The following is a 25,050-nucleotide window of genomic DNA, read 5'->3' on the forward strand; positions in this document are numbered from 1 at the left end:
ATTTCTTATCCTGTCTCTAAATTATACTCTATATCATAGGATTAATATAGGATATGTTTGGTTACTAATTCAATGAAAAGACGAATAGGTGACCGGTGGAAGGTCACCGTCGCGTGCAACGAAGTGGTAGCGATCGTTCTTGCGATTCTTCTGGTAGCCGGAACTGTGTCACCGGTGATGGCGGCCGGTATGTCTCGTTCGGACGCCGGGCTGTTTGCATCGTCCGGCATTGACGACCGCGAGTACGCCGAGTCCGTTCTCGGGAGCGAACGGGCCGAGACGTTACTCAACGACAGCCCGACACTCCAGCGAACGTGGGCCAGACTACTCGTTGCGAACCTTTCGCACTCGACAGGCGACGGTGACTATCGGCGGTCGCTCGAACATCTCAACGAGTCGCTCAAGTACGCCGCGGGCCCCGACCGCGTCTCCGATATTCGGGCGTTCGAGCGGGATCGCGCTGCGATCGAAGCGCTCTCGCTCGGCGACGACGCACGGACCGACGAGCTGACAGTACTGTCGGCCGAGCTGATCGCGTCGGCCGACAACGGCACCGCAAAACAGCGCATTGCCGACGCACGCTGGGCGCTCGACCACACCCGCGAGGAGCTTCACACCGGCACCCAGCGAAGCTCGGAAGCACACCTCCGGAACGCGGAACGCGCCTACGAGCGCGGTCGGGAGCGACTGAACGCCGCTGACTCGGACGATCTGGAAGCCCGCGCGAAAGCGGTCCAGCAGTTCCGGATCGCCTGGCAGCAGGCGACGAAAGCGCTCGACGCGGTCGACGCCGCTACCAAGCCCGAGGTGACGATCACGACTCGGGGCGATCCACAGCGGAACGGTAGCGAACCGATCGAGGGACAGATCCGCGGGACCGTCTTCGACGTCCGGCCGCACGAACTGACGAACGCCACGGTCACCGTCGGTGACAACCGGACGGTGACGACGCCGCTCGACGCGACTGGCAGTCGCGCGAACGCCAGCTTCGCGGTGAACGTCACGCTCGAAGAGCGGATCACGTCGGTGACCGTCACGGTCGAGGAGGACGAGTCGGCGCGTGACGACGATGACGACGCCGAGGATAGAGAGGATTGGGGAGAAGATGATGAGGAGGAAGCTGGCGAAGACGGTGACGACGAACGTTGGAACGAAGAGCGTGGTGACGAAGACCGCGACGACGAAGACCGTGAAGATTGGGAAGAAAACGACGACGAAGCAGATGAAGACGCAGACGACGAGGATGGCGACGACGAGCGCCGCGGGCCGCCGTCGCACGCCGGTCCGTCCGGCCACGCGGGTCCGCCGTCACTCGTTGGCCCGTCCGCGACCGCAATCGCGGCCGCGAGTGCCGGTCCGCCCGACCACGCCGGTCCGCCGGATCACGCGGGCCCGCCGGACAGGCGCGGCGAGGACGGAAATCCGTGGGGGTCGGACGACGATCGGGATGACCGCGAGCGTGACGACGATGAGGGCGACGAGGAGCACGAATGGGACGACGATGATGAACGTGACGACGATCGGAACGCTCCGAGCAACACCGACACGGTCCTGTTCGACGGAGACGGGCTGCCGGACACGTTCGAGACCGAAGTGCTCGGCACCGATCCGCAGGACCCCGACAGCGACTCGCCGAAAGTCGAGGCCGACGTCGGCGATAACGGCGTCATCGACGGTCTTGAGGACTTCGACGCCGACAACGTCACTAACTACCACGAGGGCCGGTTCGGCTCCGATCCGTTCGCCGCCGACAGCGACGACGACGGACTCCCCGATCGGTTCGAGATTCAGTACTCGCAGCTCGACCAGACGAGCGCAGACACGAACGACGACGGCGTCCCCGACGGCGAGTGGGACGCCGACGAGGACGGCCTGACGAACCGCGAGGAGTTCGCGGCCGGGACGAACCCCGTCGTGGCCGACGCGGACCGCGACGATCTCGACGACGGGCGCGAACTCGAGGTCGGGACCGACCCGCAGGATCCCGACACGGACGACGACGGCATCCCTGACGGCGAGGAACTGCGCCTCGGCACCGACCCGCTGTCGCCCGACTCGGACGGTGACGGCGTCGTCGACGGCAACGCCTCGTACACGACGCACACGGCCAACGAATCGATCGGCGTGAACGTCTCGCTGACGGGCGCCGGCGACGTCGCCGACGGCGTCACGATCGAGAACGGCTCGCAGGAACGGTTCGACCGCGAACAAATCGCGGACGCGCAGGTGACCGAGTTCGTCAACCTCGAATCGGAGCGCTCGTTCGACTCGGCGAACGTCTCGTTCACCTACGACGAGTCGCGGCTCGACGACACGAACGAGTCCGATCTGGTCGTGTTCCGGTACAACGAGTCGGTCGGGGTGTTCGAACCGCTGAACACGACCGTCGATCCGGAGACGAACACAGTCACCGGCGAGACCGACCAGTTCTCCCGATTTGTCGTCTTCGACGTGAAAAACTGGGCATCGAACTTCGTCGCCGAGCGCCCCGACGACGCTCCGGCGGAGTCGGAACTCCAGCCCATCGACGTCACGATGATCATCGACTCGTCGGGCTCGATGAGTTGGAACGACCCACAGGAGTTCCGCAAGCAGGCCGCCAAGGAGTTCGTCGGCGCGCTCGTGGAGGACGATCGGGCCGGCGTCATTGACTTCGACGGCGACGCGCACGTCGCCCAGGAGCTGACGACCGACTTCGGGAAAGTCAACCTCTCGATCGAGCAGCTCGACGCCAGCGGCGGCACCGACATCGGCGACGGCGTCCGGAAAGCCAACCAGCACTTCGCGGCGGCGAGCAACGACTCGCGCTCGCAGGTCGCAATCCTGCTGACCGACGGCCAGGGCGGCGGCGGGCGCGCCGAGGCGCGGACGGCCGCCGAGCGCGGGACGACCATCTACACGATCGGCTTCGGCGGCGCGAACGGGAACAAGCTCTCGGACATCGCCGACATCACGGGCGGGAACTACACCTACGTCGACGACGCGGCGGACCTCCCCGAGGTGTTCTCGCGGGTCTCCGAGGACGTCGGCGCGCAGGACACTGACGGCGACGGCATCCCCGACGCCGTCGAGCGCCGCGGCGTCGTGACGCCCGAAACCGGCCTGATCACGACGGACCCCTACAGCGCGGACACCGACGGCGACGGGCTCACGGACGGCGAGGAGCTCGGCGACGCCGCAACCGACGAAGAGATCGAATCCGATTACCGGGCCGACCAGCTCGTCGAGACGCTCGAACGGGCCGGGTACGACCGCGAGAACCTCTCCGGCGCGGTCTATCTGGAGCCGGTGAGCGATCCGACGCAGGTCCACACCGACTCCGACGGCGTCGACGACTACACCGAGGTGCGGTCGCCGACGACGGTCGCGTACACGCCCGACAAGCAGGCAACCGCGAACGTGCTCGAGAAGGGCGAACCGTCCACGGAGGTACTCGAAGCCAACTACGAGACGCGCGAAGTGACCTCCGATCCGTGGCGGCCCGACTCCGACCTCGATGGGCTTGACGATGCGCGCGAACGCGAATTGGCGACGGACCCGACCGAACGGGACACCGACGGCGACGGTATCGAGGACGGGACCGAACTCGAAACGCGGAACGATCCGACGCTGTACGACACCAACCCGCCGGAGATAGATGTCACGGCCTACGGGTACGAGATCCCCGAGATGAGCCTCGACACGACCTACTGGGTCGAGGCCGAGTTCCGCGACGAGGCCGGCGTCGACCGCGCGGTGCTGCTCAAGGACGGCACCGTCGAAGCCGAGGTCTCGTTCGGTGAAAGCGACTCCCGGTCCGGATACGGTCGCTACCGCGACACCACCGAAGTCGAACACAGACTGGAGTTCACTGACGAGTTCGTCTCCGCGGAGGGCGTCGACACCAGTTCGGTTAAGTCGACGTTCGTCTCGTTCGGAAGCTCGGTCCGCGACGCCGCGGGCGATGTCACGGGCGCGGCGGGCGACGCCGCGCTGGGGACGACCATCTACGTGCGGGCGACCGACGAGAACGACAACAGCAAGCGCGCCGTGGGGGTCGAGCGGGCGAACTTCTACAGCTACATCGCGGGCGACCTCTACACGGGAACGCTGCTGGATTACGGCGTCGCCAATGAGTTCGGGAAGGTCTCGGGCTTCTCGGCGAGCATGGGAATCTTCCTGAAGGACCTCTCGGCGTTCATCGAGGACCCCACGGCGTTCGTCGACGGGATCAAGGCGCTGTTGAAGCTGCTGACCGAGGGTAATGTCGACGTCCAGGCGATCATCGACGGGTACGTCCAGCAGTTCCAGCAGAAACAAGAACAAAACAATCCGTACGATCCGACGGATCCCGACGAGGAACACCTCCACACCGCGTTCGAGGCGAGCTGGTACGAGGGGTACGCGGCCGGCTTCCTCGCGAAGTTCGTCATCAGCGTCGGCGTCGGAAAAGCCGCCAAGACGGCGATCAAACAGACCGACACGGCCGGCGACATCGCCAAGCGGCTCTCGGACACGGGCGCTGCGCGAGCGCTCTCGCGGATCGACAGCGCCAAAGGAGCGGGCACGGCCCGCGCGACGGCGCGGATTTTGTTGGCGGTCGATGGCAACGCCGCGGAAGCCCTACTGAGCCGGGCGGACACGGCGGGGCAGGCGTATCGGCTGTGGCGGTTGCAGCGCGGCATCGACGCCGACGTTGACGCGTTGTCGGAGACCAAGCAAGCGCGGTTGGGTGGCTACCTCGCGCGGACCGACAGCGACGGTGCTGATCTCGCCGATGCGATGGATCAAGAGACGCTAGACGATTTCCTCGGTATTCGCCGTACCGCGGTTCCGGACGGCGGTGACGGCCCCGACCTGACGCAGCAGTGGGACTCCGAGTTGACGCGGCTTCACAGACAGGACAAGATCGACGGCGACGATCTAGACAGGATTATCCGGAGGACCGATGGCGCAGAGGGTCCCAATTCGGATGCGCTCATGAGGACCGTCGCGGACGGCGGGGCAAACGGTGCGCGAGCCGTCGCAGATCTGAACGATCTATCCCCGCTGTATCGGCTCGTCGACGATACTGGCGTCGATGGACCTAAGCTCATCCGCCAATTCGACAACCCGCAGACGACTCGTCAGTTCTTCGAGATGGAGAACACCGACGGTTACAGCGACTTCGATAGCTGGGACGAGTGGCGATCGAATTTGGCCCGATCAACATCCGATGCGGATCCGAGTGATATCAATCGATACGTCGAGAACGTCCGCAAGGCCGGTGAGAGTGATACTATCTCGGGCGAGCGAGGGCTCGTCGAGGAACTGGCCGATCCTGACCCGAAACTCTCGGACTTCAGGGGGCAACGTGGCGAGGCCGAAACCGTCATCCGTTATGATGAAAATATAGACGATGTGACTGGTTTGGAGGTCGAACCCGGTAACGGAGATTACGACCTTCGTGTCCAGAGAGACAACGGGAATGAATTCATAGAAGTAAAGACGCCTGCTGATGATCAGGAACTCGATTTTAACTGGTGGAGGACTCAATCAAGCGAGATGAACAAAAAGTACTCCAATTCCCCAGATGTCTCAGCTGACCAAGCAATCCTAGAGGTGCCGGTAAAACGTCACACTACGGATATCGACTCAACTCAAAGCGAACTGCAGTCGCTGATCGAGACGCCACCAGCCGATGATTTCAGGGAGGTGCGGCTCCAAGTCAGAGGCGACAGCAGCGTGGAAGTACTGACGATTTCGGCAAAACCAGACTCATGAACGACGATTACGACCACGTCGCAGTACACACGGATCGTGGAACGATGTACTGGGCGTTAGTAGTCCCATCTGACGCCAAAACCTGCGAAGAGCAGACTCGTGAGATGACCGCGCTCTGCGAGCAACTCTTCGACACGTTCGGCGAGTTCCTCACGCCGACGGAGATCGAGTTTCACGTGCCGTGTTTCCCACCCGGACACGAACTCCCGGCGAGCAGGTCCGACGACGCGAAAATCAAAACGGCTCACCGAGAACTTCGTAGTTCGAGCGGAATCAGTGTCGACGACGTTCTGTCGGCGACCCGTATCAACGATTGTCCGTCCCGGTGGCTCCCCCTGATTAGCTTCAACGGTGCCAAGGTACTGGTCGAACTTGAGGAGGGACCGGTCGTTGCCGACCGGAACAATCACACGGTCGAATACCGGAGGAAACGGTCCACGGATCAGATGCCAGCCCGTGATCCCCTCGAACTGGAACTACTTCACGGACCAAACAGCTGGAAGTCTGAAATCAAGTCCGAGTTTGTCACGAGCGTCATGGTACGAACAGTGAGCGACATCTGGTTCGACGACTCGGAGCTTGGGCAGGCAAACGCTCGCAACCTCGCCGCGTTTCTAGAACGTATCGATCAAACCCTCTCTGTCCAGAAGATTAACCGGGCCTCGGACTGGCTGCCAGTTGAGCAGCTTCAAAATATATATTAGTTGATCAGTTGATCGCTGACTTTGTTTTCGATGGCCACGACGGCGATGTCGTCGACAGCGTCGAATTCTCTATCCGATAGGTCTACGAGGACGTAAACGATGGCGAGTAAGGATTACGACTACATCACGTACACCGATAGGGTGTTCAAAGCTCCAGCGCATCGGATCGACGCTCTCAGAGACGCGTGCGGTGCGAGCGCTCTCGCGGATCGAGAGCGTCAAACAAGCAGGCAAGGCCCGCGCGACGGCGCGGATTCTGCTGACGGTCGACGGCGCCGCGGAACCGGTGTTGAGCCGCGCCGACACGGCGGGGCAGGCGTACCGGCTCCGGCGCTTGCAGTCCGAGAATTTCTACGGTGCGGCGAGTAACTTCCGTACTGGCTTGTTCTGCCAAAACAAAGCTACCCTGAATCGCCCGTTTCTACGAGTTTGTTTTCAGATTGACATATATTGAGGTGGGAATCGTACCCCATCAACGGCGTCCCATCGCTCCCCGATTTGAGGTCCGGTCGCAGCGGTCCAAGACTACACTGCACACAGTAGCAGACACTATCTCCATCTCGAGCATGATATATTTACTATATTTAGATGGTGTTTATACGAAAGAGATAACGGAAATAAAGAAGTTTTATGTATCCTTTGTATATATGAATCTGATATGTCTCAGGAGGAGGCACCCAACACAGCAGACGGAACACGAGAAGTCGTATCGCAACAGCAAACTGAGAGTCTGGTCGACCAGCTCCCGCTCGGCGAGGGTGTGGTCGCTGGCTCCGGCGCGTTCCTGCTCGCGTACCTGTTTTACCATCAGGTCGTGACGTTCCTGACGACGTTCGGCAGTGCGTCGTCGGCCGGGCCGTCCGGGTGGGTCGTTTCGGGCTGGTACTTCTTCGCCAGCCACAACGTTCCGGTGCAGGCTGGTGGCGAGACTGCGGCGGTGTCGGTGCTCCCACGACTGGGAACGTCCGGGACGAACTTCTTCATCGGTGGCTGGCCGGTTCAGATGCTGCTCCTGTTCGCACCGGCATTCGGTCTAATCGGTGCCGGCTACCTCGTCGTGTCTTGGGAGGATCCGGACGAACTCGTTGATCTGGCCCTGTCGGTCGCCGCTGTCGCCATCCCGTACCTCGTCCTGTCGGTCGTGGCGGCGTTCCTGATGACCCATACGTACACGAACAGTGGCGCCATCGGCACGATCATCAGCAACGTCGAGCCGCTGGCCCAGCAGTACAGTAACGGCCAGCCGCCGAGCAGCCTCAACGTCGGCGTTAGCATCACCAACGCCGCACTGTTCGCCGGGATCGTCTACCCCGTCGTCTTCGGCGGCCTCGGCGGCATCGCCGCGAAGAAAGACCTCGTCGTCGACGAGATCACGGCCCGGTTGAACTAACGGCGTCCAGCGCTGATCCCCGCAGCGAGTGCCCCTCCACTCGTCGCTTTTTTGGCTGCTCGATGCACCGAATCGGTTTTCACCCGCGGCCTCCACGTCGCCCACATGAGCGTACGCGAGGAGTTCGACGCGTGGGCCGCCGAAGGGCGGGACCGTGGAATGGAGGATCGACACTGGCACACCGCCAAGCACGTCCTGTCGCGGATGCCCGTCGAGGCGGGCGACGTAGTCCTCGATCTGGGCTGTGGCAGCGGCTACGCCGGCCGCGCGCTGCGCGAGGCCGCCGGTGCCGGGCGGGCCTACGGCCTCGATGGCTCGCCCGAGATGACGCGTAACGCCCGCACCTACACCGACGACGAATCGGTGGGCTACGTCGTCGGCGACTTCGGCTCGCTGCCGTTCGCCGAGAACAGCGTCGATCACGTCTTTTCGATGGAGGCGTTCTACTACGCTGCCGATCCCCGCGAGACGCTGCGCGAGATCCGGCGCGTGCTCCGGCCCGGCGGGACGTTCTACTGCGCCGTGAACTACTACGAGGAGAACGTCCACTCCCACGAGTGGCAGGAGTTTATCGAGATCGAGATGACTCGCTGGAGCACCGAGCAGTACCGCGAGGCGCTCCGCGACGTGGGGCTGCACGTCGCCGAGCAGGACAACATTCCGGACCGCGAGATCGAGATTCCGCCGGCAAGCGAGTTCCCCACCGAAGACTGGGAGACGCGCGAGGACATGGTCGAGCGCTACCGCGAGTTCGGGACGCTGCTGACCGTCGGCGTCGAGCCCTAACTCCGGGTTCTCGTCGACACCACATAGTTCAGCTCTTCGTCGGCGTCACGACGCCGCTGTGTGGACGCCGCTTTCGAGCTGCCGTCCCTCAGGGTGCCTTCTCGCCCGCTTTGATCTCCACGTCGAGCCAGTTCTCCTCGGGCGGGAGCGGGCAGGCGAACGTCTCGCTGAACGCGCAAAACGGCGAGTACGCCAAGTTGAAATCCACGACGATCTCGTCGCCGTCCGAGAGCTCGCGGTCGGCATGGAGCTCCATGTATCGTCCCTCCCGGTAGCTCTGCTGGCCGGTCGTCTTGTCGCGGAACGGCACAAAGTACGCCTCGTCGCCCTCCTGTCGGTACGCGCCGAGGGTCTGCTCGGTCCCGCGGATCTCGAAGGTCAGCGTCGCTTCGCGCAAGTAGCGCACTTCGGGGCCGCCGCCGGTCGAGTCCATCGTGACGCCCTCGGGGTCGTCGTGGACGGTCACGTCGGCGTCGACGCGGTACTCGGGGTCTGGATCGAAGTACTCGAGGCCGTCGAAGCTATCGCGTTCTTCGGGCGGGATCGGCGACTGGCGATGCTCGGCGAAGAACTCGTCTTTCTCCTCGCGCTGTGCGGTCAGTTCGCGGCGCCACGTGTCGGCGTCGAAGGCGTCGTCGGTCACGGGCGTCCTACCCGCTCGACCGGTATAGGTCGTTTGCAACTGGCGAGCCGTTCTCAGCTCTCGTCGCACCCGGCGACTAAGACCGGCGTCGTGGTGGCTTCGAACGCCCGGCGACGGGCAAGAGACCCATGGCACACGAGTTCCAGTGTATCGTCGACGGCTGTGACTTCATGGTCCGATCGCCGGACGAAGACGAGGTCGTCGACATGGTCGAGGAGCACAGAGATCGACACCACTCCGATCTGGACGTCAGCGAGGACGAGATCCGCCAGCGGATGTCCACCACCTGACTCGCACTTTTTCGTTGCTGTCGATTCGTTCTGCAGATCCGGCTTCAGCTCACCAACGCCAGCAGCATCGGTAGCGTGACCGTCACGCCGACGGCGACGCCGGAGAGTCCCGACAGGGAGCCAATCCCGGCGAGCTGGCCCACCGCAGCGCCGATGACCCCCACGCCGACGACCAGCGCGCCGAACGTCAGCGCGACGAGACGGGGCATCTCGAACTCGTACCGGAGCAGTATCCAGACGAGTCCGAACAGCACCACGAACCCGACAGCCCCGATATACGCGCCCATATTGGTTGTAATTTAACCGCTTTTCTACTTAATACTTTCATAGATCTAGAATCGTATATATCCGTCTGTGGGGATGTCTGTGCGACATTCCGGTGACGGCGTCGAGACGCCGCCGTCGACCTCGCCATCCGACAACCCTAAACGGGGAGACGGGCCAAAGACGGGTAGATGGCTGGCTCTTGGCGCGACGTGTTCGGACACGAATCCCCCTACGAGGAGCAGGTCGACGGCGTCGAGACGGCGATCGACGCCGCGCGCGACGGCGGCTTCCTCGCGTTGGAGGGCGCCTGTGGCACCGGCAAGACCATGCTGGCGCTCTCGGCCGGCCTGCATCTCGTGCGCGACCCCGACAGCCGATTCGAGCGCGTGCTGGCGCTGACCAGCGTCAAGCAACAGCTCCGCCAGTTCGAGGCCGACGTAGAGCGGATCAACGACGAGTTGCCCGAGGACTGGCGGCCCTTTTCGGCGCTGACGCTGGTCGGGAAAGCCGACGTGTGTCCCTACAGCCGCGAGGAGGCGGCCGGCATCGACGATACGAACGTCTACGACCGCTGCGAGGAACTGCGCGACACGACGCGAGCGCTGACCGGTGACGGTCCCGCCAGCGCCGGCGCTCTCGTCGACGACGCCCGGAGCCAGCAGATCGGACTGGCCGATTCGGGTGCCGACGGCGGGGCCGACTACCTCGAAACCGCCGGCGAGCCCACGCCGTATCCGACGGGGATGCCGACGCGTGAAGACGCCGAGTACTGCCCGTTTTACGCGCGCTACCTCGACGATAAGCCCGAGGACGGCGACGGCGATCCCGCCGAGGCCGTCCCCTTCGATTTCACCGACGCCGGATTGATCGACCCCGACGAACTGGTTCGTCGATCGGCCGGCGCTGGCACTTGCCCGCACTCGATGATGGGCGCAATCTTGCCCCACGCCGAACTCGTACTTGGCAACTACTACCACGCGTTCGATCCGATGACGACCGGCTCGTTTACCGGCGCCTTGCTCGACGAGTCGACGTTCGTGATCTGCGACGAGGCCCACATGCTCGAACCTCGCGTGCGCGATCTGGTCAGCGACACCGCCGCCGATCGGTCGCTGCGGGACGCCGAATCCGAGCTGACGCGAGTTCTGCAGGCGCTGCAGTTCGACGGCAAGGAGGGGACCAGCAGTGCGGACGCCGACCTCGTGCGGGCCGAACTCGAAGAGGCCGAGGTCGCCGAGCGCGAACTCGAAACGCTGCGCTCGTTCATCCGGGACCTCCGCGAGGAACTCGACCGCCGGGTCACCGCTCATCTCGAACGCGAACACCGCGGCTGGAAGAGCGACCTCAACAGCCTTCCAGACGAGGAAATTCCCCTGCGGGATCCCGAGACGCCGGAGGTCGACGCGATCACGGAGTGGGCCGAGCGCTTGGGCTACGACGACCGGGCGTGGAGTCGCGCCGAGACGGTCGGCGCCGTCGTCAAGCGCATCCTCGACGAGGCCGACGACGACGCGAAACAGCGCGCCGTCCCCGGCGTCGGGCGCGTGCTCGGCCGCTGGTACCGCGCCGATCACGAACGCCACTTCCGAGAGATCGAACTCGACCGAACGTGGGACGACACCGAGCCGCCCGACAGCTGGCGCCGGGCGTACAACGCCCGGCTGGCGATCCACAACTGCGTGCCCGGCGACGTGATCGGCGAGCGCCTCGCTGACTTTGGCGGCGGCGTCCTGATGAGCGCAACGCTGGAGCCGCTCGACGTGTTCGCCGAAGTCACAGGACTGGACCACCTCGAACACGAGGAGGACCGACCCGTAGTCACCCGGACCTACGGCCTGACGTTCCCCGAGGCAAACCGCGAGAGCTTCGCGGTCGACGCCCCGAAGTTCACCTACGACAACCGGGGCGGGCCCCACGAAGAGAATCCGACACGCCGGGCCTACGCCGACGCGATCCGGGAGGTCGCCGAAAGCCCGGGCAACGTGCTCGTCGGGATGCCGAGCTACCGCGAGGCCGAGTGGGCCGCCGACCAACTGCGCGACGCCGTCGACAAGCCCGTGTTGATCGACGAGTCCAGCGGCGACGACGCGACGGAGGATCTCAAGAGCGACTTCTTCGCCGGCGACGGGAAGGTGTTGGTCACGAGCCTACGCGGAACGCTCACCGAGGGCGTCGACTACCGCGGCGACCGGCTTTCCGCGGCGGTGATCTGTGGCGTCCCGATCGTCGACACCACGTCCCCGCGAACGCGGGCGATCCGGACGGCCTACGACGAGGCCTTCGGCGATGGGTTCGAGTACTCGCTGACCGTCCCCGCCGTCCGCAAGGCCCGGCAGGCGATCGGTCGGGTAATCCGTAGCCCCGATGAAGTCGGCGTCCGCGTGTTCGTCGACGCCCGGTACGCCCGCGAGTCGTGGGACAGCGTCCGTGAGTACATCCCCGCCGAGGAGTTTCAACCTGTGAGCCCGGACATGCTCTCGTTCGGATTAGACCGGTTCTGGTCGGACAAGTGATCGTTCATTTGCGCTGGTCAGTCCTCGGCCGGTGACCCTGTCCTTGCGGTCTGTTGTCCGGTCACCGACGCGGGCTCGTCGGCGAGGAATCTGAGCAACAGGACGGCGAAGACGAACTTCGCGCCGACGTCCAGCAGGCTGTAGGCCCACGACGTGATCGCCGTCGCGCCGACGCCGGTTCCCATCACCGCCAGCCCCTCGGTGCCGAGCGCCCACACGATCGGGTAGCCGAACCACAACACGACGGTCAGCGTTCGTAGCAGTCCGAACAGATCCACGACATCCTCACCCTGCGCGGCGGCGTCTCGCGGCCACTCGACGAGCAGGACGTAGACCACGACGAGGAAGAACGCCGAACTGATGCCGAACCAGACCCAGCGCATCCAGATTGCCTGCCGGGTCAGCGCGGCCGCTAGTCCGGTCACACACATCCCGATATCGAAGGCAATCGCTGCGAATAGCGTCGGGCGATCCGAGCCCACGAGCAGGCCGAGCGCCAGCAGGATCAACGGCGTCGAGAACGTCCACGTGAGATAGCGGCCCCACATGGTGACGACCTCGCCCCGGCCCGCGATGTCGACGACGCCGATCGTGAGGCCGGTTGCGAGCCCGAAGTAACTGGACAGCGACACCGCTGGAATGCCGATCGTGGCGACGTAGATCATTTTCACGCGCGGGTCGTCGACGGCGCGACCCATGTAGACAAACAGTATCGTTGCGACACCCATCAGCGCGATCATGACCCACAGCGAACTGGCCATCACCGGGTTCGACAGCGTCTCTTCGACCAGCGGGTCGATCTGAGCCGGACTGACTGCAGACACTGGTTGGGCGATCACACTGTCAGTTCAATCCGACCGAAATAGTCCATATTCGCCAACTACTTGCCGGGCACCTGACAGCCGTAGCCGTTTGTCTCGGGTCGTACAACGGTCGTATCGATTGTTTGCCCCGGCTAGTGTGAACGAACGCGATCGAATCTGCTCGATACTCCGAACCGGTGTTGTTTTATACGCTCACTTCCGAGTTGGATTCCACTGCGGATCGTCCGAGTGATCTTCTCGGACGGCGATCGATACCGAACCCCTTTGTTTCAACTGGAGATCACGGCGACGGCGCCGGGATGCTCTCTCACTACTTCGTCACAGCCCCGACCTCGGCGCCCGACCCGACGACGTGCACGTCGTCCGGATCGAACGCGACGGTCACGGTCTCGGCGTCGGGCGCGTCCTCGAAGTGCGCAACGATCGTTCGGTCGCGCCACCGGAGGCCGGCGCGGACGGCGCCGCCGAGAAACTCCGTCGTGACGACATCGGTCCGCAAGCGATTGGCGTCGACACCGCTCTCGCCGTCGCCGAGCAGTCGGACCGCCTCGGGCCGGACACAGACCGTCGCGCGGTCGGCGTCGACGCGGGGAATCCGGAACTCGCGGCCGTCGATGTCGAGCGTCGACCGTCCATTGTCGGCCGCGGTTATGGCTCCCTCGAACACGTTGTTGTCGCCCAGAAAGTCCGCGACAAAGCGCGTTTCGGGGCGTCGGTACACGTCCCGCGGCGTCCCGACCTGCTCGACGCGTCCGCGGTTCATCACCGCCAATCGGTCGCTGATCGCCAGCGCCTCGGACTGGTCGTGGGTGACGTAGATCGTCGTGACGCCGAGATCGGACTGGATCGCCTGTACCTGTCGCCGGAGACGCTTGCGGAGGCGCGCGTCGAGCGCGCTCATCGGCTCGTCGAGCAAGAGCAGATCGGGACCCGGCGCCAGCGCGCGAGCCAGTGCGACACGCTGGCGCTGGCCGCCCGAGAGTTCGTCGGGGTCCCGGTCCTCGAACCCTTCCAGATCGACCAGCGAGAGCAACTCGGCGACCCGTTCGTCGCGGGACGCGCCGCCCGGCGGATCGCTAAAGCGCAGTCCGTAGGCGACGTTCTCGGCGACGCTCATGTGGGGAAACAGCGCGTAGTTCTGGAAGACGACGCCGATATCCCGATCTTCCGGCCGGACGCCCGCCGCCGACTTATCACCGATCAAGACCTCGCCCGCGTCGGGCTCCTCGAAGCCGGCGATCGTCCGCAGCGTCGTCGTTTTGCCACAGCCAGACGGGCCGACGAGCGTGAAGAACTCGCCGTCCTCGACCGTGAGATCGACCGTGTCGAGCACCGTCGTCCCGCCGTAGGCCTTCGTCACGCCGCGCAGTTCGAGGTCGCTCATCGGTACTCACCGCCGCCGACGCGCTCGATCACCACGAAACTGGCGCTCGTCACCGCGAGCAGGACGGTGCCCATCGCGGTTGCGGGGCCGAGCGTCCGATCACCGAGGTAGCGTTCGACGGCGACCGGCATCGTGTAGGCGTCGCCGCCGGCCGCGAGGATCACCGTCGAGTTGAACTCGCCGATGCTGATCGCGGCGGCGAAGGCGGCGCCGGCGACGACGCCGGTCACCGCGAGTGGGAGTTCGACATCGAGCAGCGCTCGCGCCCGCGAGGCGCCCAGCGCTCGCGCCGACTCGACGAGCGATCGGTCGACGCCGCCGATCGCCGGCGCGGCGTTGCGCACGACGAAGGGGTACGCCGCGGCGGCGTGGGCGGCGACGATTGCGGCGGCGCCGGTGACTCGGAGGCGGTAGTCGCCCGGCAGCGGGACGCCGAAGACGAGCCCTCGGAGTAGCCCGACGCCCAGCACGATCCCGCTGACCGCCAGCGGCGCCGTCGCCAAGGCGTCGAGCACGAGGCCGCCGCGCCCGCCGCGGACGCGCCGCACCGCGACGACGACGCCGGTCGGCACGGCGACGGCGAGCGTCGCGCCCGCAAAGAGCAGCGAGTTGCGCACCGCGGGCCACGGCTTCACTTGGAACGCCGCGCCCTCGGCCTGCCGGTCGAGCAAGAACGCGTAGTGGCGAAGCGTCAGCCCGTTCGGGCCGGTGACGCTTTCGAGGACCATGCTTGCGATCGGCCCGACGAACACGACCGCGACGACGAGCCCGTACGCGAGGATCGCAAGCCTGCTCGGACGGACGAGCGCCCGCAGCGAGGGAACAAGCGGCGTGCGCTCGCTCGGGTCCGGCGTCCGGCCGGTGCCGTAGCGCCGTCCCTCGAACCGGAGGTAGATCGCCAGCACAGCGACCGAGAGTCCCGTCTCGACGATCGCCAGCGCCGCCGCGCCCGCGAGATCGAGCTGGCGAATCCGGCTGTAGATCCACACCTCGACGGTCGCCAGATCCAACCCGCCGAGCGCGAGCACGATCGGGAAGGTTCGGAACGTGAACACGAATGTGAGGACGGCGCCGGCCAGCACCGCTGGCGCGAGCTGGGGCACGATCACGTCGAGGAACGCGCGGCGTCGGCTCGCGCCGAGGCTCCGGGCCGTTTCCACGGTTCGAGTGTCGACGCTCTCCCACGCCGCGGTCGTCAGCCGGGCGACCAGCGGCGCGTTGTAGAACGCGTGGGCGAGCACGATCACCTCCAGCGAGAACAGGATATCGACCGGGCCGAGTCCGACGAGGCCGAGCAACTGGTTGAACGGCCCGGCGGTGCTGAACATCGCAAAGAAGCCGACGGCGACCATGATGCCGGGCAGCACGAACGGCAGAATCGTCAGCGAGCGCAGCACGTCTCGACCGGGGAACTCGAAGCGCGCGAGGACGTACGCGCCGGGCAGGCCGAGCGCGACGCTGGCGACCGTCGACAGCAGCGCCTGATACGCTGTGAAGCCGATCAGCCCGAAGGTCGGGACGGGGAAGCCGCGCTCGGCCCAGCTAGCTATCCCGCGCAGATGCTCGCCGAAAGCGAGCGGCTCGGCGAACACGTCCGCGAGGGCCCCGACGTAGAACGGGTCCGTGAGGACGCCGCGGATCGGCGCCGCCGACGGGGCGCCGTCGACCACCAGCGCCTCGACGAACACGACCGCCGCGGGGAGCACGAACACGACCGCGAGCACCACGACCGCGACGCCGGTGGCCAGCCCCAGCGTATGCCGTACTAGCCACTGACGCGCCCGACGGAGTGCTCTAGGCAGGCCGTCCCGGGCTGTGGCGTCCGACCGTGCGTTACTCCCGCCGCTCGCCATGCTATCCGGCGATCTCCCGTGCCCAGTCTTCGACCCAGCCGTCGAGGTTCCCCTGCAGGTCTTCGTAGTCGTAGAAGACGGTTTCCGGCGGCTCGTGGGCGTACTGGTCGAACTCCTCGTTGAGGTCGGCGTCCGTGGTCGCGGGGAACTGGACGTTCAGCGTGGCGATCTGGCCCTGTGCGTCCGGCGAAAGCACGAACTCGAAGAAGTCCTGTGCCAGTTCGGTCTTCTCGGAACCGGCGAACACGCCCATACCCTCGGGGTTGGCGTACCCCTGATCCTCGAGGAAGCCGAGCTGGTGGCGCGACATGTCTTGGTCGGCGCGGTTCGCGTACACCTGATCGGTCGAGTACGAGACGACCATCGGTCGCTCGCCCTCGGAGTAGGCGCTGTAGGAGTCCCACCACGAGCCGAGGATCTGCACGTCGTTGTCCTGCAGGGCGCGCCAGTAGTCCAGATAGCCGTCCTCGCCGAACTGGTCGATCGTCCACAGCAGGAACGCCCGTCCGGGGTCGCTCTGCTGGGCGTTCTGGGCGAGCAGGGCTCCCTCGTAGGCCGGTTCGGTCAGCCGGTCGAACGTCGCCGGTTCGTCGACCGCTCCCTCGTCGTACACCAGACTGATGTAGCCGGTGTCGTAGGGCATCACGCGCCCGTCGGGATCGAACTCCAACTCCGACTTGATCGCGTCGGTGTTTCCGACGCTCCCCCAGTCGAGTTCCTGAAACAGCGAGTCGTCGAGGCGCTCGTCGGCACGGATGAGGTCGTCAACGTTGACGCCGAGGTAGGCGTCGGCGTCCAGATCGATCCCCTGACCGTGACGCTGGACGTAGTGGTTCAGCCCGTTGTCGGGGTTCACCCACTCGATCGTCACGTCCTCGTGCTCGCTCTCGAACTGCTCTTTGAGCCACGTCGCGGGCGCGTCGAGCGAACTCTGGTCTTCGACGAACGAGTCGTAGGTAGCGATCGTGAGCGTTCCGTCATCGTCGTTGCCGGAGCTGGGACTCCCGGGCTGGCTGACACAGCCCGCCAGCCCCGCACCCGCCGCACCGCCGACCGCTGCGAGAAACTTCCGTCGGTTCATCACCCGGTGTTTTCACTGGGTGGTGATAAGGCGACCGGTCCACAGCGGCGTCGAGCATCGGCCGCTCTCCGGCGTCTCGACGCCGCTGCTCCCCCGTCTCTCGACGCCGGTTTCCCGTACTCCGATCAGGCGGTCTCGCTCGTCTCTATCTTCCCACCCTCATCCGTCCACTCGGTGAAGCTTCCCTCGTAGAACTCGACCGTTTCGTAGCCGAGATGCGAGAGCACGGCGTAGGTGTGGCTGATCCGCCGAGCGGTGTTGCAGTACAGCACGATCCGTCGGTCGGCCGTGATGCCCCGGTCGTCCAGAATCTCACGGATCTCTGACTCGGGCTTGAGCCCGCGGCTCTCGTCGTCGACGAGTTCCTTCCAGTCCAGCCGGACCGCGCCGGGGAGGTGGCCCTCGGCGTACTCCTCGGCGCGTCGGGTGTCGACGATCACCGCGTCGGGGTCGTCGAGCGCGGCCTCGACGGTCGCCATGTCGACCAGCGGCGTCGCGTCGGGCTCGCGCACCTCGTAGGTCGTCGGCTCGATGTCGGGCGTCTCGCCGGTCGTCTCGTGCTCGCGGTTCCACGCGCTGTAGTCGCCGTCGAGCAGGTACAGCTCGTCGTGGCCGTAACACAGCGCGGTGACCAGAAAGCGCGCGGCGAACACGCCGTGTGTGTCGTCGTAGGCGACGATCGGGTCGTCAGCGGCGATGCCGGCCTCGCCGAGCAGTTCCGCGAACGCCTCGGCGCCGGGAAGCATCCCCTCGTCGGCGTCGTCGTCGCTCCGGAACGACTCGAATGGGATGCTCGCAGCGCCCGGCACGTGGCCGATGCCGTCGTACTCCCAGCCGTCTCGTACGTCGACGATCCGCACCTCGTCGGCGTGGTCGTCGAGCCACGCCGGCGACACGAGTTCGATCATGGCGGCGCTTGTGGACGGACCCGCATTAAGACGCTGATGCCGGCCCCGTCCGACGCGGCTCGTCGATAGCGGCCACATTTGCAACTACTTCTGTCGGCGTCCGTGCGCTGCGGGCGCTGTGGCGTCGTGCTGTCGGCCGTCGCTGTACGTCCTGACTGTTGGTTCGACACTGCTGGCAAAAATTGTCGGTGGTCGCCACGAAAGGCCGTTACTGCCGGGGCTGAAGCCTCTTTAACGGTGGGGTGCATACGAGAGCAGTGTATGACTGACTACGCGAAGGACGTGCTCGTCTCGGCCGACTGGGCCGAAGAGCACCTCGACGAGTTCCAGAGCGACGACCCCGAGTATCGACTGGTAGAAGTCGACGTTGACACGGAAGCCTACGACGAGGCTCACGCCCCCGGCGCCATCGGCTTCAACTGGGAGACCCAGCTTCAGGACCAGACCACGCGCGACATCCTCGACAAAGACGAGTTCGAGGACCTGCTCGGCAGCCACGGTATCTCCGAGGACTCCACGGTCGTTCTGTACGGCGACAACTCCAACTGGTTCGCCGCCTACACCTACTGGCAGTTCAAGTACTACGGCCACGACGACGTGAAGCTGCTCGACGGCGGCCGCGAGTACTGGCTCGAGAACGACTACGAGACGACCGACGAGGTTCCCGACTTTTCGGAAGTCGACTACGAGGCGTCCGGTCCGCGCGAGTCCATCCGCGCCTACCGCGACGACGTCGAGAACGCCATCGACAAAGGCCTGCCGCTCGTCGACGTTCGCTCGCCCGAGGAGTACTCCGGCGAGGTTCTCGCGCCCCCGGGACTCCAAGAGACCGCCCAGCGCGGCGGCCACATCCCCGGCGCCGAGAACATCTCGTGGGCCGCCGTGACCAACGCCGACGGGACGTTCAAGGACGCCGAGGAACTCGAAGAGCTCTACGGCGAGTACGACATCGACGGCGACTCGACGACCGTCGCGTACTGCCGCATCGGCGAGCGCTCCTCGGTCGCTTGGTTCGCGCTCCACGAACTGCTCGGCTACGACGACGCCGTCAACTACGACGGCTCGTGGACCGAGTGGGGCAACCTCGTTGGCGTGCCGATCGAGAAGGGCGAGTAAGTCGTTCAGACTCCCGATTTTTTGCGGTCGCGTACTGATCGGCCTGTAGGTATCTCCTCTGTTCACGCGAGTAGTGTCAACGCTGATAGCCGGAAGCCATCCCCGTTCAGTCCCACCCATCCCAATGGTCGGAGTGTAGAATCACGTCCTACGACGACCGGTCGCGTCCCAAACGCAGGGCTTTTTGAGACTACGACGACTCGTCATCGAGCAGATGCAACGAGAGGTTCCGGTTCCGCTCGTGCCGAGGTGGGCGCGCTGGGCGCTCGTCGTCGCCGCCGCTACGGTGATCTTCTACGCGTCGGTGCTGGCGGCGCCGCCCGCGGGTCCCGAGACGGGGCCGATCGGGTTCGATAAGTTCTACCACGCCGGCGGCTACTTCGGGCTCGGACTGGCAGTCGCGTACGCCGTTCTCGACGCCGAGCGGCCGCTCGCGGTGCGGCTCGCCGTCGTGTTCGCGGTGCCGGTGGCCTACGGCGTCGGCATCGAGGTGGCACAGGGGTTCGTCCCCGAGCGCGCGCTCGATCCGATCGACGCGCTGGCGAACGCGGTCGGCGGCGCCGCGGCGTGTGCGCTGTACGCCGCCGTCGACCGCCTGTCGGTGCTTCGGCCGGTGGCGATCACCGGCGATCGGTAGGCGACCGGCAGCGATGTCTCGCGGGCCTCAGCTGTGGCGCTCGATCTCCCGCTTCAGATCGTCGCGTACCTGCGCCACGTCGGTCGACGTGACCGAGAGCCGAGTCTTGCTTTCGTCGGTGTCGGCCATCTCGCTGAGGAGGCCGCCGCGGCGGTCGATTTCGACGAATAGATCGAGCTGGTCGGGGCCGGGCTGGGCGACGATTTCGACCTCGTCGAGGGCGTCCCGGAACGGGCCGGTCTGAGCGCGGAACTCGAACTCTTGGATGAACGAACTACCAGTGTAGCGCCCGTAGGGGTCGGCCTCGCACTCGGCCGTCCGGAACGAAAAGCCGAGGTCGTCCATGGCGTCGAACACCGCCTGAAGCCGTGGGGTCGGCTGCACGTCGAGGTAATCCTTGTCTTCGGGGTCGACCGCGAGGTCGATGTCAAGTTCCGTCTCGATCCACACGTCGATGCCGCCGACCGTCACCGGCGTCCCGTAGGGGATGTCGATCGAGACTTCCCGCGTCTCTTCCTGATCGGGTTCGATCGTGAGCCCGTCTGCGAGCGTGAACCGGTCGATGTCGACCTCTCGGTAGCCGTCGTCGGTGCGATAGCGCGTCTCGACTTCGAACCGGATCGTTCCGACCTCCTGTTCTGCGTTGCCGCCCGTGATGTGGACGTCTGCGTCGACCGTTTCGCCGGGCCGGACCGTTTCGGAGGGGAGGACCGTGTCTACGCTTGCGTTGCCGATACCGATGCTTGCGAGGACGTTTTTCATCGCACCAAGTACTGCTCTTCGATGATTGATATAACTGTGGTTGTATGATATCCCCGAACATACAGCGGCTGCCACGACGGTACATTATAATACAAATATTCTATATTTCTTAGAAGACATTGATTTTCTGACTAAGATTTGCGGGCGTGTTTCACTCGCGCTGGTTGGTTCTGTGCGATATGAGATCTAAAAAATTCTATTATAAAATAAACGGAGTTTAAATAATAACGCCTTTTATTATCTGTGTCTTATCTATAATCTCGGTATCTTAATTTTCTTCTGCCTCGCCGCAGCTTCGCTTCGGGCGATGGATTTCTCGAATATCTACAAACTCATAATTTGTCTTTCTATAATTGTATTTTGACTATTCGGTCTATCGGCGCGGACGTACACGTCGTGACGTTTCGCTTCCGGCGTTCGCTCAGATCATCCGATAGACCTCGTCCATCCACGGGTCGTCTTCGTCGACGAGGATCGGCTCCATCACCTCGTCCCAGTCGGCTTGGGCCTCGCTTTCGGCCATGACTGCTCTGATGGCGTCGGGATCTTCGGCCTCCATGTAGCCGAACACGTGGCCGTCTTTCTCGAAGACGCTGTAGGTTTCCAGCTCTGCGCCGGAGTCGAGGTACGCTTCCTCCAGCGCGGCCGGAACGTCTTCGTGCTCGGTGCGGTAGGCCTCGCGCTGGCCGTCTGCTATCCGGAGGTGGAATGCGATCCGTTCCATACGACACTCGCTTGCACGGCACCGGGCTTAGTTCTTCTGCGGGCGCAGTTTTAAGGGGTATCGCACGACGGTTAGAGTATGCTCGATAGCCACACCCACGCGTGGGGGCCGGCCAGTGCGGCACACCCGTGGACGAACGGTCCGCTGCTCGATCTCGTTGACGACTTCGACGTTCACACCGTCTACACGGCCGATCGGCTGCTGGCCGACATGGATCGCAACGGCGTCGACGAGGCCGTCGTCGTCGGGTATCCGATCTGCGACTGGACGGACAACTGGTACACGCTCGACGCCGCCGCGGGGCACGACCGACTCTACGGCATCGTCATGATCGACCCCTTCGCCGACGACGCGGCCGAGCAACTTCGGCGCTGCATGGCGACCGACGGCGTGCTGGGCGTTCGCCTCGGTGCAGCGTGTCCGTACGACCGGATGTGGGAGACGTTCGACCCCAGCGTCACGTGGCTCCGGGACGCCATCGAGGAGACCGAGTTCTGGGACGCCGCCGTCGAGACCGACGCCGCGGTGCAGATCCTCTGTGACCACGGCCAGCTCGATCAGGCGCTCGAACTCGTCGAAGCCTACCCTGAACTCACGTACCTGTTCGACCACTTCGCACACGCCGGCCCCGAGACGCCGACGGACGAGACATTCGGGCAGTTCGCCGACCTCGCAGAGTATGACTCAGTCGCCGTGAAAGTCTCCGAAATCGTCCACATGTCCGATTCGGCGTTCCCCTACGCGGATATGTACGAGCACGTCAGGTGGCTTCTGGAGACGTTCGGCCGCGAACGGGTGATCTGGGGGTCAGACTACCCCAACGTCAGCGACGCCGCAAGCTACGCCGAGGCGATCAACTGGCTCGGACAGGTCGATTCGCTGTCCGACGCCGACCGCGAGTGGCTCACAGGCCGATCCTTCCGACGCCACGTCGGCCTCGACTGAGACGCCGCTTTCGGCCGGTCAGCCCTGTCAGTCTCGGACTGATTCGAGCAGACACCGTTGCTCGACGCGCATTACCGTCCGCTGGGCGTCCTCGACTGCGTCGATGTTCGCCGAGATCGAGGTTGCGCCTTCGGTGACGAGATAGCGGATCATCTCCGGATCGGAGCCGGCCTGTCCGCAGATGCTCGTCGCAACGTCGTGCTCGCGGCACGTCTCGATCACCCGCCCGATGAGTTCGAGCACCGCCGGGTGAAGTTCGTCGAAGCGGTCGGCTACCTGCTCGTTGTTCCGATCGACCGCGAGCGTGTGCTGGGTCAGGTCGTTCGTGCCAAAGGAGACGAAATCGAGGCCCGTCTCGCAGAGCCCTTCGATGGAGAGCGCGCTCGCGGGCGTCTCGACCATCGCGCCCCACGAGCGCTTGTCGGGATCGATCCCTGCCGCTCGCAGGCGATCCTTCGCTCGCAGCGCGTCCTCGGCGTCGTTGACCATCGGAAACATGATCTCGACGTTGTCGTAGCCCATCTCGTAGAGCCGGGCGAACGCCGCCAGTTCGTGCTCGAAGAGTTCGGGCTTGTCGAGCGAGCGTCTGATCCCGCGGTAGCCGAGCATCGGATTGTGCTCGGTCGGCTCGCCGTCGCCGCCCTGCAGTCTGCGGAACTCGTCGGTCGGCGCGTCGAGCGTCCGGACGCGCACCGGCCGCGGGTAGAACGCGTCGGCGACCGTCTGGATCCCGTCGGCGAGCTCGCGCACGTACGCGTCGGCGCCGTGGTCCGCGACGTACCGCTCGGGCGTCTTGTCCGTCGAGAGGATCAAGTGCTCGGTCCGGAGCAGGCCGACGCCATCGGCACCCGTGTTCGCGGCGCGTTCGGCGGCGTCGGGGATCGAGATGTTCACCTTGACTTCGGTCGCCGTCATCGGCTTCGGCTGGGCCTGCACCGGCTCTGCGGGCTGCTCGTCTCGGCCGGCCGCCGCCGCCGAGTCCGGAGTGCTCTCGTCGATCGGCTCCTCGACGGGCCCGCTTCTGACCTGTCCTTTCTCTCCGTCGACGTGAATCCGATCTCCATCGGCGATCTCGGCAGTTCCCGATTCGGTCCCGACGACGGCCGGTACTTCCAATTCGCGTGAGACGATCGCGGCGTGGGAAGTCATCCCGCCCTCGTCGGTGACCAGTCCGGCGGCTCGTTTCATCGCAGTCACCATGTCCGGCGTCGTCATCTCGGTGACCAGCACGTCGCCCTCCTCGACTTTGTCGAGGTGATCGAGCCGGTCGACGATGCGGGCCCGCCCCGTCGCCGTTCCCGGACTAGCGCCGAGGCCCTGCACGAGCAACTCTTGGCTGTCGGTGCCTGTGCTGGCGCCGGACGACGCCTGCGCGCTCGCCCCGCCGTCGGCGGTCGCTCCCGCCGCGTCGGCGTCGTCGCTCTCGATCGTCGTGATCGGCCGCGATTGGAGCAGGTAGATTTCGTCGCCCTCGATCGCCCACTCGACGTCCTGCGGCCCGTCGTAGAGCGCCTCGACGCGCTCGCCGATTGCGACCAGCCGGTCGAGTTCGTCGGCCGAAAGGACGCGCTCGGTTCGCCGGTCGTCCGGCACTGCGGTTTCGACGGTCTCGCCCGTCTCCGGGTCGCGGACGTGCATCACCGTCTTCTCGGCGACGGTCGCGTCGAGGACAGCGCGTCCGTCCCGATCGACGACGTAGTTGTCCGGCGTCACGACGCCCGAGACGACGGCTTCGCCGAGCCCCCACGCGGCTTCGATCACCGACTGGGCCGCGCCGGTCGAGGGGTGGCTCGTGAACATGACGCCGCTCTTGTCGGCGGCGACCATCTCTTGGACGACGACGGCCATGTCCACGTCCGTGTGCGAGAAGCCCTGCTCTTGCCGGTAGTAGATCGCACGCTCGGTGAACAGCGACGCCCAGCACTGCCGGACGCGATCGACGAGCGCCTCGCCGGTTACGTTCAGGAACGTCTCTTGCTGGCCCGCGAAGGACGCGTCGGGGAGGTCCTCGGCGGTCGCCGACGATCGGACGGCCACCGGCGTCCCCGCACCGATCGTCTCGTAGGCGTCGAGAATCTCCTCGCGGACCGCTTCGGGCACCGCAGTCTCCTCGATGAGCGTTCGCACCCGGTCTTTCGCCGCGGCGAGCTGTGTAGAGTCCTCCACGTCGATGTCGAGCGCGGCCTCGATATCGTCTTCGAGGCCGGCTTCCCGGACGAATCGCCGATACGTTCCCGCGGTGACGACAAAGCCCGGCGGGACCGGGAGGTCGTTTACGGTGAGTTCCCCGAGCGACGCCGCTTTCCCGCCGACTTCCTCAAGGCTGTCCGCCGAGATGTCTCCCAGCCACAGGATGGCCATTGTGTGTTAGACACTGGGCATGTTCTATTAATATCTTCCGGCGGACTCCGACAGCACCGGACGTTTTGCGGCGAAGCGAGCGCTCACGGTGCCGTTTTCGGGAATTCGACTGGTTCGATT

Annotated in this window: 19 protein-coding genes; 9 read left to right on the forward strand and 10 right to left on the reverse strand. The window is 65.0% G+C overall.

The window, feature by feature from the left end:
• Positions 1-72: 72 nt before the first annotated feature.
• The 4 genes from CRO01_RS11520 (at position 73) to CRO01_RS11540 (ending at position 8,622) form a co-directional block, all read left to right on the forward strand.
• A complete protein-coding gene (locus CRO01_RS11520; RefSeq protein ID WP_179747469.1) occupies positions 73-5,742 on the forward strand; it encodes a VWA domain-containing protein in 5,670 nt (1,889 codons plus the stop codon).
• On the forward strand, positions 5,739-6,446 hold the full coding sequence (locus tag CRO01_RS11525) for a hypothetical protein (RefSeq protein ID WP_097009307.1): 708 nt from the start codon (positions 5,739-5,741) through the stop codon (positions 6,444-6,446). Before CRO01_RS11520 ends, CRO01_RS11525 begins: the two co-directional genes overlap by 4 nt.
• Before the next feature lie 658 nt (positions 6,447-7,104).
• On the forward strand, positions 7,105-7,836 hold the full coding sequence (locus tag CRO01_RS11535; RefSeq protein WP_097009309.1) for a hypothetical protein: 732 nt from the start codon (positions 7,105-7,107) through the stop codon (positions 7,834-7,836).
• Between the two features lie 105 nt (positions 7,837-7,941).
• A complete protein-coding gene (locus CRO01_RS11540) occupies positions 7,942-8,622 on the forward strand; it encodes a class I SAM-dependent methyltransferase (RefSeq protein WP_097009310.1) in 681 nt (226 codons plus the stop codon).
• 88 nt (positions 8,623-8,710) lie between these two features.
• On the opposite strand, the gene CRO01_RS11545 is transcribed toward CRO01_RS11540, so the two are convergent.
• Positions 8,711-9,265: a DUF1684 domain-containing protein gene (locus CRO01_RS11545; RefSeq protein ID WP_097009311.1), complete on the reverse strand. Its 555-nt coding sequence runs from the start codon at positions 9,263-9,265 to the stop codon at positions 8,711-8,713.
• A 128-nt stretch (positions 9,266-9,393) separates the two neighbouring features.
• Here CRO01_RS11545 and CRO01_RS11550 point away from each other — a divergent pair, with 128 nt between their 5' ends.
• Complete coding sequence (locus CRO01_RS11550) at positions 9,394-9,555, forward strand: DUF1059 domain-containing protein (protein WP_097009312.1); 162 nt, start codon at positions 9,394-9,396, stop codon at positions 9,553-9,555.
• A 44-nt stretch (positions 9,556-9,599) separates the two neighbouring features.
• On the opposite strand, the gene CRO01_RS11555 is transcribed toward CRO01_RS11550, so the two are convergent.
• Positions 9,600-9,842 (reverse strand): hypothetical protein, encoded by a 243-nt coding sequence (locus CRO01_RS11555; protein ID WP_097009313.1) that lies wholly within the window; start codon positions 9,840-9,842, stop codon positions 9,600-9,602.
• Between the two features lie 168 nt (positions 9,843-10,010).
• Between CRO01_RS11555 and CRO01_RS11560 the strand changes: the two genes are divergently transcribed.
• Positions 10,011-12,335, forward strand: coding sequence for an ATP-dependent DNA helicase (locus CRO01_RS11560; protein WP_097009314.1), 2,325 nt, complete (start codon positions 10,011-10,013; stop codon positions 12,333-12,335).
• Positions 12,336-12,352: 17 nt separating this feature from the next.
• On the opposite strand, the gene CRO01_RS11565 is transcribed toward CRO01_RS11560, so the two are convergent.
• The 5 genes from CRO01_RS11565 to CRO01_RS11585 all read right to left on the reverse strand — a co-directional run bounded on the left by CRO01_RS11565 (position 12,353) and on the right by CRO01_RS11585 (position 18,385).
• Positions 12,353-13,096 carry a bacteriorhodopsin gene (locus CRO01_RS11565; protein WP_097009653.1) on the reverse strand — a complete coding sequence of 248 codons (744 nt, stop codon included), beginning with the start codon at positions 13,094-13,096 and terminating at the stop codon, positions 12,353-12,355.
• Positions 13,097-13,469: 373 nt separating this feature from the next.
• A complete protein-coding gene (locus CRO01_RS11570) occupies positions 13,470-14,543 on the reverse strand; it encodes an ABC transporter ATP-binding protein (RefSeq protein WP_097009315.1) in 1,074 nt (357 codons plus the stop codon).
• Entirely contained in the window at positions 14,540-16,396 is a 1,857-nt protein-coding gene (locus CRO01_RS11575) for an ABC transporter permease (protein WP_097009316.1), read from the reverse strand. The genes CRO01_RS11570 and CRO01_RS11575 overlap by 4 nt, the downstream gene beginning before the upstream one ends.
• Before the next feature lies 1 nt (position 16,397).
• On the reverse strand, positions 16,398-17,477 hold the full coding sequence (locus CRO01_RS11580) for a thiamine ABC transporter substrate-binding protein (protein ID WP_097009317.1): 1,080 nt from the start codon (positions 17,475-17,477) through the stop codon (positions 16,398-16,400).
• A 125-nt stretch (positions 17,478-17,602) separates the two neighbouring features.
• The gene (locus CRO01_RS11585) at positions 17,603-18,385 is read right to left on the reverse strand and encodes a sulfurtransferase (protein WP_097009318.1); all 783 of its coding nucleotides are present in this window, start codon (positions 18,383-18,385) and stop codon (positions 17,603-17,605) included.
• A 261-nt stretch (positions 18,386-18,646) separates the two neighbouring features.
• On the opposite strand from CRO01_RS11585, the gene CRO01_RS11590 reads away from it, so the two are divergent.
• Both CRO01_RS11590 and CRO01_RS11595 read left to right on the forward strand, forming a co-directional pair.
• Positions 18,647-19,501, forward strand: coding sequence for a sulfurtransferase (locus CRO01_RS11590; protein ID WP_097009319.1), 855 nt, complete (start codon positions 18,647-18,649; stop codon positions 19,499-19,501).
• A 214-nt stretch (positions 19,502-19,715) separates the two neighbouring features.
• On the forward strand, positions 19,716-20,138 hold the full coding sequence (locus tag CRO01_RS11595) for a VanZ family protein (RefSeq protein ID WP_097009320.1): 423 nt from the start codon (positions 19,716-19,718) through the stop codon (positions 20,136-20,138).
• A gap of 27 nt (positions 20,139-20,165) precedes the next feature.
• Here the strand turns inward: CRO01_RS11595 and CRO01_RS11600 are convergent, their stop codons facing one another.
• Together CRO01_RS11600 and CRO01_RS11605 are read right to left on the reverse strand one after the other, a co-directional pair.
• Positions 20,166-20,900 carry a sporulation protein gene (locus CRO01_RS11600; RefSeq protein WP_097009321.1) on the reverse strand — a complete coding sequence of 245 codons (735 nt, stop codon included), beginning with the start codon at positions 20,898-20,900 and terminating at the stop codon, positions 20,166-20,168.
• Between the two features lie 421 nt (positions 20,901-21,321).
• Entirely contained in the window at positions 21,322-21,624 is a 303-nt protein-coding gene (locus CRO01_RS11605; RefSeq protein ID WP_097009322.1) for an L-rhamnose mutarotase, read from the reverse strand.
• A gap of 78 nt (positions 21,625-21,702) precedes the next feature.
• On the opposite strand from CRO01_RS11605, the gene rhcC reads away from it, so the two are divergent.
• Positions 21,703-22,569, forward strand: a complete 867-nt coding sequence (gene rhcC, locus CRO01_RS11610) for an L-rhamnono-1,4-lactonase (RefSeq protein WP_097009323.1) — start codon at positions 21,703-21,705, stop codon at positions 22,567-22,569.
• Positions 22,570-22,596: 27 nt separating this feature from the next.
• Here the strand turns inward: rhcC and ppsA are convergent, their stop codons facing one another.
• Positions 22,597-24,930 (reverse strand): phosphoenolpyruvate synthase, encoded by a 2,334-nt coding sequence (gene ppsA / locus CRO01_RS11615; RefSeq protein ID WP_097009324.1) that lies wholly within the window; start codon positions 24,928-24,930, stop codon positions 22,597-22,599.
• Between the last annotated feature and the right edge of the window lie 120 nt (positions 24,931-25,050).

The organism is Natronoarchaeum philippinense (genome assembly GCF_900215575.1).
GTDB classification, from domain to species: Archaea; Halobacteriota; Halobacteria; order Halobacteriales; family Natronoarchaeaceae; genus Natronoarchaeum; species Natronoarchaeum philippinense.

Coding starts and splice junctions, on each gene's coding strand:
- CRO01_RS11520 (WP_179747469.1), top strand. CDS start 73: ATGAAAAGACGAATAGGTGACCGGTGGAAGGTCACCGTCGCGTGCAAC.
- CRO01_RS11525 (WP_097009307.1), top strand. CDS start 5,739: ATGAACGACGATTACGACCACGTCGCAGTACACACGGATCGTGGAACG.
- CRO01_RS11535 (WP_097009309.1), top strand. CDS start 7,105: ATGTCTCAGGAGGAGGCACCCAACACAGCAGACGGAACACGAGAAGTC.
- CRO01_RS11540 (WP_097009310.1), top strand. CDS start 7,942: ATGAGCGTACGCGAGGAGTTCGACGCGTGGGCCGCCGAAGGGCGGGAC.
- CRO01_RS11550 (WP_097009312.1), top strand. CDS start 9,394: ATGGCACACGAGTTCCAGTGTATCGTCGACGGCTGTGACTTCATGGTC.
- CRO01_RS11555 (WP_097009313.1), bottom strand. CDS start 9,842: ATGGGCGCGTATATCGGGGCTGTCGGGTTCGTGGTGCTGTTCGGACTC.
- CRO01_RS11560 (WP_097009314.1), top strand. CDS start 10,011: ATGGCTGGCTCTTGGCGCGACGTGTTCGGACACGAATCCCCCTACGAG.
- CRO01_RS11565 (WP_097009653.1), bottom strand. CDS start 13,096: ATGGCCAGTTCGCTGTGGGTCATGATCGCGCTGATGGGTGTCGCAACG.
- CRO01_RS11570 (WP_097009315.1), bottom strand. CDS start 14,543: ATGAGCGACCTCGAACTGCGCGGCGTGACGAAGGCCTACGGCGGGACG.
- CRO01_RS11575 (WP_097009316.1), bottom strand. CDS start 16,396: ATGGCGAGCGGCGGGAGTAACGCACGGTCGGACGCCACAGCCCGGGAC.
- CRO01_RS11580 (WP_097009317.1), bottom strand. CDS start 17,477: ATGAACCGACGGAAGTTTCTCGCAGCGGTCGGCGGTGCGGCGGGTGCG.
- CRO01_RS11585 (WP_097009318.1), bottom strand. CDS start 18,385: ATGATCGAACTCGTGTCGCCGGCGTGGCTCGACGACCACGCCGACGAG.
- CRO01_RS11590 (WP_097009319.1), top strand. CDS start 18,647: ATGACTGACTACGCGAAGGACGTGCTCGTCTCGGCCGACTGGGCCGAA.
- CRO01_RS11595 (WP_097009320.1), top strand. CDS start 19,716: ATGCAACGAGAGGTTCCGGTTCCGCTCGTGCCGAGGTGGGCGCGCTGG.
- CRO01_RS11600 (WP_097009321.1), bottom strand. CDS start 20,900: ATGAAAAACGTCCTCGCAAGCATCGGTATCGGCAACGCAAGCGTAGAC.
- CRO01_RS11605 (WP_097009322.1), bottom strand. CDS start 21,624: ATGGAACGGATCGCATTCCACCTCCGGATAGCAGACGGCCAGCGCGAG.
- rhcC (WP_097009323.1), top strand. CDS start 21,703: ATGCTCGATAGCCACACCCACGCGTGGGGGCCGGCCAGTGCGGCACAC.
- ppsA (WP_097009324.1), bottom strand. CDS start 24,930: ATGGCCATCCTGTGGCTGGGAGACATCTCGGCGGACAGCCTTGAGGAA.